Source organism: Carnobacterium sp. (assembly GCF_049673005.1).
In the GTDB taxonomy this organism is placed as follows: Bacteria; Bacillota; Bacilli; order Lactobacillales; family Carnobacteriaceae; genus Carnobacterium_A.
In genome coordinates this window covers 1-4,961 of sequence record NZ_JBATXB010000081.1, presented here as the reverse complement: position 1 = coordinate 4,961, position 4,961 = coordinate 1, and the positions used below count along the sequence as shown (strand labels likewise).

The following is a 4,961-nucleotide window of genomic DNA, read 5'->3' as shown; positions in this document are numbered from 1 at the left end:
TATTCCAGCTTCCTTTCACTTGCTTTACTGCATAATAATATTCGTAATAAATATATCGCTAATAACTGGTTTTCCTAATGATTTATTGATTTGACTAATCAGTTCTTGTTTAAGAGCAATCAATTCTTGATCTTCTCCGAAAACAGTCTCTGACGTTTGTTTTCTTAATACATTAATAATAGCATTTCTAATTTGAGGCGTTTTAGCGACAATAACTTCTTGAGAATCTTTTTCGTCGCTATAAACCGCTAATTCAATTTTAAGAAACTGTTCTTTTTTGTCTTTTTCAGACGTTAAGTTAATTAAAAATTCCTCCATCGGGACCGTTGTTTCTACTACTTTTTCTTCACTCAAGTTTTTCATAAATGCTTGAACTTTACCTGAAGTGAAACCAAAACTAATCACTCCACCAATAATTAACGTTGAAACAATAACAATGACTGGAAGGAGCCAGTTTTTTTTTTTCGTTTCATCTGTCCCTTTTCCATCTGACCTCTTTTTCATTTATCGCTTAGCCTCCTGACTATCGTAAACAATAACAATGTTTACTCTTCTGTTTATTGCTCTATTTGCATCTGTATTATTGGGGACACTTGGTGTGTATTCTCCATACCCCTTAGCAGATAAGCGTTTTGGATCAACTTTTTCTTGTTCACTTAAATAACGTAAAACCGATATTGCTCGTCCCGAAGACAACTCCCAGTTATTAGAAAAATTCGAATTTCTTATAGGAACGTCATCGGTATACCCCTCAATAACTAAATCATTTTTTAAAGAATTGACTAATTCAGCCAATACACTCAAAGTTTGTTTTCCTGGCTCAGAAACATCTGCACTACCTGAACTAAATAAGACTGATTCTTGGATATCAACATATACACCATCTTTATCCATTTCAACGGAGACTTTTGAAGTCATATCATTCTCTTCTACATAACCCGTTACTTTTTCGTACAGTTCTTCTATTTCAGGATTAATTGCTTCTTCTGTTGGAGAAGCCGGTGGCTCTTCAACGATGGATGTTGAATCTGTTAGAATCGTCGTTCCTCCGCCTCTTCCATTCAATGCCATTTGGAGCGATTGAGAAGCTTCTAAAAACTTGGCTTCGCTCACACTAGACATGGAGTACAATAAAATGAAAAAAGTTAATAGCAATGACATTAAATCAGAAAATGTAACAATCCATCCACCTGAACTCTCGGCTTTCTGTTCTACCTTTTTTCTTCTAGCCATCCTTACTGCTCCTCACGCTGAAGTTGTCCAGACTCTTCTAAGACCTCTTCTTTATTGTCGTCGGGCAAATAGCTTCTTAATTTTTGCTCAATAATACGTGGGTTTTGTCCAGCTTGAATCGCTAATATTCCCTCCGTAATCATTTCACACATTTGCATTTCTTTATCGGTTTGTAATTTCAAGTTCGTTGCTATTGGCAAAAAGACTAAGTTAGCCATAAAACTACCATATAGTGTTGTCAATAAAGCTGTTGCCATACCAACCCCTATCGCGCTCGGGTCATCTAATTCACCAAGCATGATAATTAGTCCAATAAGTGTTCCAATCATACCAAAAGCTGGAGCCAATTCTCCCCACTTAAAGAAAATCTCTTGACCTTCACGGTGTCTTTTTTCAATATTATCAATTTTAATGTCTAAAATTTCTTGAATGTTTTCTGGATCCATTCCATCAATAACCATTTGTAATCCCGTTACAACTAATTCATTGTCTTCCTCTTTTAAGTCGCCTTCAATAGATAAGATCCCTTGGCTTCTAGCTTTTCTAGAATATTCAGAAAAACCTTCAATTAATTTACCATAGTCTTTATTAGGATCCATCATTAAGTTCTTAACCACCGATGGAATTTTTTTCAACGTTTTTAATGGGTAGCTGATGAGTAAGGCACTAAAGGATCCACCTAGCGTAATAATTAGTGATGGAACATCTACAAAACTTGTTAAATTTCCAGAAGACGTTATAGACCAAACAATTAACGCAACCCCTAAGATAAAACCGACAAATGGTACTATATTTTTTTTCATTGTTCTCCCTCTACAAAACCGTTATGTATTTTTCTTTTAAAAGCAATTACCTTTTCTACAATTTCAGGTTCTTTTTCTATCACCCTTAGTTTTTTTCCATCTGTTAAAGTAATAATTGTATCGAAAGAACGGTCTATTCTATATATTAATTCACAATTCAAGTAAAACTCTCTTCCTGAAACATCTGTTAAAGCAATCATCTTATATCCTCATTTCTATCACTGAAAATAGAAAACAGACGCTCGAATACGCAAATAAAGTATTCGAGGTTATCTATTTCTTAATGGATTATCTCTTCAGATTAATCAATTCTTCTAGCATTGTATCAGATGTTGTAATACTTCTTGAGTTTGCTTGATACGCTCTGCTTGTAACAATCATATCTGTAAATTCATTGGCCAAGTCAACGTTAGACATTTCTAAGAAACCTGAACGAACAGAACCATATCCTGGATCTGAAGGATTCCCTAATGTAGGTTCTCCTGAGTTAGCTGATTGAGAATACATATTGCCACCTTGTTTTTCAAGTCCATCTGGATTAGAAAAACTTGTTAAGGCTACACGGCCTAAAACATAAGATTTTTCATTGCTATACATACCTACAACAAAACCATCTTTATCAATTGTATAATCTTGTAAACTTACTTCAACCGCTGGATTGCCAACAGATAATTTATCGCTTATTTTTAATGGTGAAGGAGTTTTTCCTAAACTATCAATTTTAAAATTTTCATCGTTTTCATATGGTGCTCCACCTGAAAAGCCCATAATACTAAAACCTGAACTTGTAACTAAATTCCCTTCGTAATCTTGGTAAAAACCACCATCACGTGTATAGAATGTTTGATCACCGTTTTTAACCGTAAAGAATGAATTATCGCCATTTTCAATTGCAAAATCTAATGGTCTACCAGTTGATTGCAATGAACCACCAGACATAACTGTATCAATAGAACCAACTTGCACACCAAGTCCAACTTGTTGAGCATTTGTTCCTTTCTGTGCTCTAACATTCGTTTGACTAATCATATCTTCAAAACGAACTCTTCCTGTTTTGAAAGACGTTGTATTAACGTTGGCAATATTATTCGAGATAACGTCCATTTTTGTTTGAATATTTTTCATTCCGGTAACACCTGAGTATAAAGATTTTAACATGTTGCTTCCTCCATTCAATTAATCCGTTTATACGAATTAGTGGCTTTTAGCCGCTAGCAGTTTATTCGTTAGTTCGTTATTATTTTTTTAGGTTCTTCAGTTGGTTTCGTTTCCTTAGGCGGTTCAAACTCTTTCGTGCTTACTTCTAAAATATCATTTAGATAATAATTATTCCCATTTAATTGAATCGTTGCAAAACCTTTATCGAAACGGACCTTTTCAACTTTTCCTGTTGCAAAGGTTTCTCCATGTAACACTTTTACTTCCTTACCCATTAATCCAAAAGCTTGCTGTTGTTGACTCATCAATAACCCTGAGTCGATTTTCTCAGAAATTCTAGTTAATTGATCCAACATATTAAAAGTCGCTAGTTGAGTAAGTTGGTCGGTTTCTCCACCGCCACTACCGCCACTTTCACCAGGCATAGGGGGCATTTTCATTGTTGCCGCCATAATCTGTAAAAAATCATCTGTTGTGATTTCATTGCCTTTTCCCTTAAGCGGGGCTAAACTCTGTACTGAACCAATATGAAAACCACCTGGAATCGTCATTCTTTTCCTCCCTATTCTAAACTAAAATACTCAATCTACCTGTCTTCCCCTGGGCTTCTTGTACTCCTTGGGCTGGCACACTCTCACCAAATGTTCCTCTAGTCGCAGGTCTTTTTAGTTGATGCTCTTTTCGGTGTTGTCTTTGGTCAAAATGAGAACTATTTTGATCTGCCGTTGTTAATTGAATGGTTACTTCACCTATTTGGATAGAATGCCGATTTAAATTATCCGATAACTTTGGTACGCCACCAGTTAGTAGCTCTTGTGTTTTTAAATTGTCTACAATAATCTTTGTAGACAACACACTATCTTTTAACTCAAGAGAAATTGAAATGTCTCCCATACCTTCTGGTGAGAGGGTAACTTTCGCACTAGACTGTCCTTTAGTTTGTGCTTGTTCGATTTCGTTTGAAATAAGTTGATTCACTTCTTGCGTTACTTTTTGTCTTATCGAATCTTGAGTAGCGCCTTTAACGAGAATCGGTTCAACACTATTTTTTTGATTCATAACTGTGGAATCTACCTTAACCGTTCCATCGGTATCCTCATCAATTAATGCTTTTTGTTCTGCTCCGTTGCTTATTACTGGCGTAAGTGGCGTTTCTTTTCCTTCTTTAACGACAGTTTTAGCTGAAAACAATATCTCTTTACTAAGTTGATTGTTTAGTATTGAAGTTTCTTTTTCTTCTAGCGGCAATTGTTTATCTAAACCAACATTTTTTTCTGTTTCAGTTGTTTTTTTTATTTGAGACCAGTCTTTTGTCAATAGACGCGGTGTTACTAAATCATTAAGCTGAGTATTATTGCTTGCCTTATCTGTTTCACTTACGATAGTATAGTAACCATCTGAACTTTCCTCTGCGTTTATCTGTTGATTTAACCCTTCGGTTTCACTAGTTGCTAATTGGAATTGATCCGATAGATTCCGTTGAGTATGGTTTACTGTTTTATCTTTTATTAGTGTGTTTGGTACTTGAGTAAAGGTTTCTTCTTCAAGTGACGAATCTAACGGTTTAGTGATACCAGTTTCTTTTGATGCTTCATTAAGTCCTGTTGCGACAACTGAAAACTGTTCGTGTAAAAGTAGCTAGTCTTTTCCCCCATTTTCAGTGCCTGTCTCATTTATCATTTTTATGTATTCTGTGTTCAACTCTTCATTCGTCTCAGGTAAACTTATTTTTAAAGTTGCCATTACGTCTTTTTGAATGGTTGCCAT

Annotated in this window: 7 protein-coding genes; all 7 read right to left on the bottom strand. The window is 35.3% G+C overall.

The window, feature by feature from the left end:
* Positions 1 to 24: 24 nt before the first annotated feature.
* Entirely contained in the window at positions 25 to 504 is a 480-nt protein-coding gene (locus WBF61_RS06270) for a flagellar basal body-associated FliL family protein (RefSeq protein WP_424254902.1), read from the bottom strand.
* A complete protein-coding gene (locus WBF61_RS06265; protein WP_424254900.1) occupies positions 505 to 1,233 on the bottom strand; it encodes a flagellar motor protein MotB in 729 nt (242 codons plus the stop codon). It lies immediately after the preceding gene.
* Between the two features lie 2 nt (positions 1,234 to 1,235).
* Complete coding sequence (locus WBF61_RS06260) at positions 1,236 to 2,036, bottom strand: motility protein A (RefSeq protein ID WP_424254898.1); 801 nt, start codon at positions 2,034 to 2,036, stop codon at positions 1,236 to 1,238.
* Positions 2,033 to 2,236 (bottom strand): flagellar FlbD family protein, encoded by a 204-nt coding sequence (locus WBF61_RS06255; protein WP_424254896.1) that lies wholly within the window; start codon positions 2,234 to 2,236, stop codon positions 2,033 to 2,035. The genes WBF61_RS06260 and WBF61_RS06255 overlap by 4 nt, the downstream gene beginning before the upstream one ends.
* 88 nt (positions 2,237 to 2,324) lie before the next feature.
* A complete protein-coding gene (locus WBF61_RS06250; protein WP_424254894.1) occupies positions 2,325 to 3,194 on the bottom strand; it encodes a flagellar hook-basal body complex protein in 870 nt (289 codons plus the stop codon).
* A gap of 68 nt (positions 3,195 to 3,262) precedes the next feature.
* A complete protein-coding gene (locus tag WBF61_RS06245; protein WP_424254892.1) occupies positions 3,263 to 3,745 on the bottom strand; it encodes a flagellar hook assembly protein in 483 nt (160 codons plus the stop codon).
* A gap of 16 nt (positions 3,746 to 3,761) precedes the next feature.
* The gene (locus WBF61_RS06240; RefSeq protein WP_424254891.1) at positions 3,762 to 4,511 is read right to left on the bottom strand and encodes a flagellar hook-length control protein FliK; all 750 of its coding nucleotides are present in this window, start codon (positions 4,509 to 4,511) and stop codon (positions 3,762 to 3,764) included.
* Between the last annotated feature and the right edge of the window lie 450 nt (positions 4,512 to 4,961).